Annotated in this window: 1 protein-coding gene and 1 pseudogene; both read left to right on the plus strand. The window is 67.4% G+C overall.

The genetic code is table 11. The features are described from left to right. On the plus strand, positions 1-1649 hold a 1649-nt coding region (locus ELR45_RS27290; protein ID WP_205857362.1), incomplete at its 5' end, for an N-acetylglutaminylglutamine amidotransferase. Then, a pseudogene (locus tag ELR45_RS39270) lies at positions 1646-1908 on the plus strand (N-acetylglutaminylglutamine synthetase); the annotation flags it as partial. The gene ELR45_RS27290 and the pseudogene ELR45_RS39270, both read left to right, overlap by 4 nt.

A 1908-nucleotide genomic window follows, 5' to 3' on the forward strand; every position in this document is an offset into this window, starting at 1 on the left:
CCATCATCGACCTCTCCTCTCACGGCCACCAGCCCATGGTGGACTCCAATCTTGGCCTGACCACGGCGTTCAACGGCTGCATCTACAACTACAAGGAGCTTCGAGCCGAGCTCACCCATGCCGGCTACGGCTTCTTCTCCACATCGGACACCGAGGTCATCGCCAAGGCTTATCACCACTGGGGCGAAAGCTGCGTCGACCATTTCAAGGGCATGTTCGCCTTCGCCATCCACGAACGCGACTCCGGCCGCCTCATCCTCGCCCGCGACCGTCTCGGCATCAAGCCGCTGTACTACGCCGAGAACAATGACCGGATCCGGTTCGCCAGCAGCCTCCCCGCCCTTCTGCGCGGCGGCGACGTCGACACCAGCATTGACCCGGTGGCACTGCACCACTACATGTCATGGCACGCCGTGGTGCCCGCGCCCTACACGATCCTCAAGGGGATCCGGAAGCTTCCCCCGGCGACGATGCGGGTCGTCGAGCGCGACGGCTCCAGCCGCGACCGGACCTACTGGGACCTGACCGCCACCCGCGATCCGGAGAAGGCCGGCTGGAGCGACACGGACTGGGAGGAAGCGGTCCTGGAGTCTCTCCGGACGGCGGTCCGGCGCCGGCTCGTCGCCGACGTACCCGTCGGCGTCCTTCTCTCCGGCGGGCTGGACTCCAGCCTCGTCGTCGGCCTGCTTGCCGAAGAAGGTCAGCGTGGACTCAACACGTTCAGCATCGGCTTCGAAGCCGTCGGCGGCGAGGAAGGCGACGAGTTCAAGTACTCCGACGTCGTCGCCCGCGAGTTCGGTACCGAACACCACCAGATCCGGATCGGCACCGACCGCATGCTCCCGGCGCTGGAAGACGCCATCAAGGCGATGAACGAGCCCATGGTCAGCCATGATGCCGTCGCGTTCTTCCTGCTCAGCCAGGAGGTCAGCAAGCACGTCAAGGTGGTCCAGTCCGGGCAGGGCGCAGACGAGGTCTTCGCCGGCTACCACTGGTATCCGCCGCTCTCCGGAGTCGACCGTGACCTGGCCGTCGATACCTATGTGAAGGCGTTTTTCGACCGCGACCACGAAGGTATGCGCGAGGCCGTAGCTCCGGAACACTTGGCCGGCTCGCCGGTCAGCTACGAATACGTCGAGGCGCACATGAAGCGGCCGGGCGCCGAGACCGCTGTGGACGCCGCGCTGCGCCTGGACACACAGGTCATGCTCGTCGACGACCCGGTGAAGCGGGTAGACAACATGACGATGGCCTGGGGTCTGGAGGCCCGCGTGCCGTTCCTCGACCATGAGCTGGTCGAGCTGGCCGCGCAGTGCCCGCCGGAGCTCAAGCTGGCCCAAGAGGGCAAGGGTGTGCTCAAGGAGGCCGGGCGCCGGGTCATCCCGAGCGAGGTCATCGACCGTCCGAAGGGATACTTTCCGGTTCCGGCCCTGAAGTACCTGCGCGGTCAGTACCTGGAGCGGGTGCGCGAGGCGTTGCACTCCCCCGCGGCCCGTTCCCGCGGGCTCTTCCACAGCAGCTACGTCGACCACCTGCTGGCCGATCCGAACGCCGAGCTGACGCCGCTGCGCGGCAACCGGCTCTGGCAGCTCGGCCTGCTCGAGCTCTGGCTGCAGACTCATCTCGCCGGGACGGGTAGCCCGTCGTGAACGACGGCCGCCGCAAAGGTGCCGGCGACCAGCGACGCCCGCTCTGGAGCCGGCCATGGCAGGAGACCCCGGAGCACCTCGTCCGGGACATGCGCCGCGGCGTCGCGATGGACTGCGGCTGGGGCCGGCTGATCTTCGCCCAGACGTTCTCCGACGACGACGACATCATCGACCTGCTCCGTGCCGAAGAGGCGGGGCGCCGGGACATCGCCATGTACGTCCCGGACCCGCACGTCCTGGTCTCGCGGGCGCCCGATCA

The sequence above is a fragment of the Phytoactinopolyspora endophytica genome, from assembly GCF_004138495.1.
GTDB classification, from domain to species: domain Bacteria; phylum Actinomycetota; class Actinomycetes; order Jiangellales; family Jiangellaceae; genus Phytoactinopolyspora; species Phytoactinopolyspora endophytica.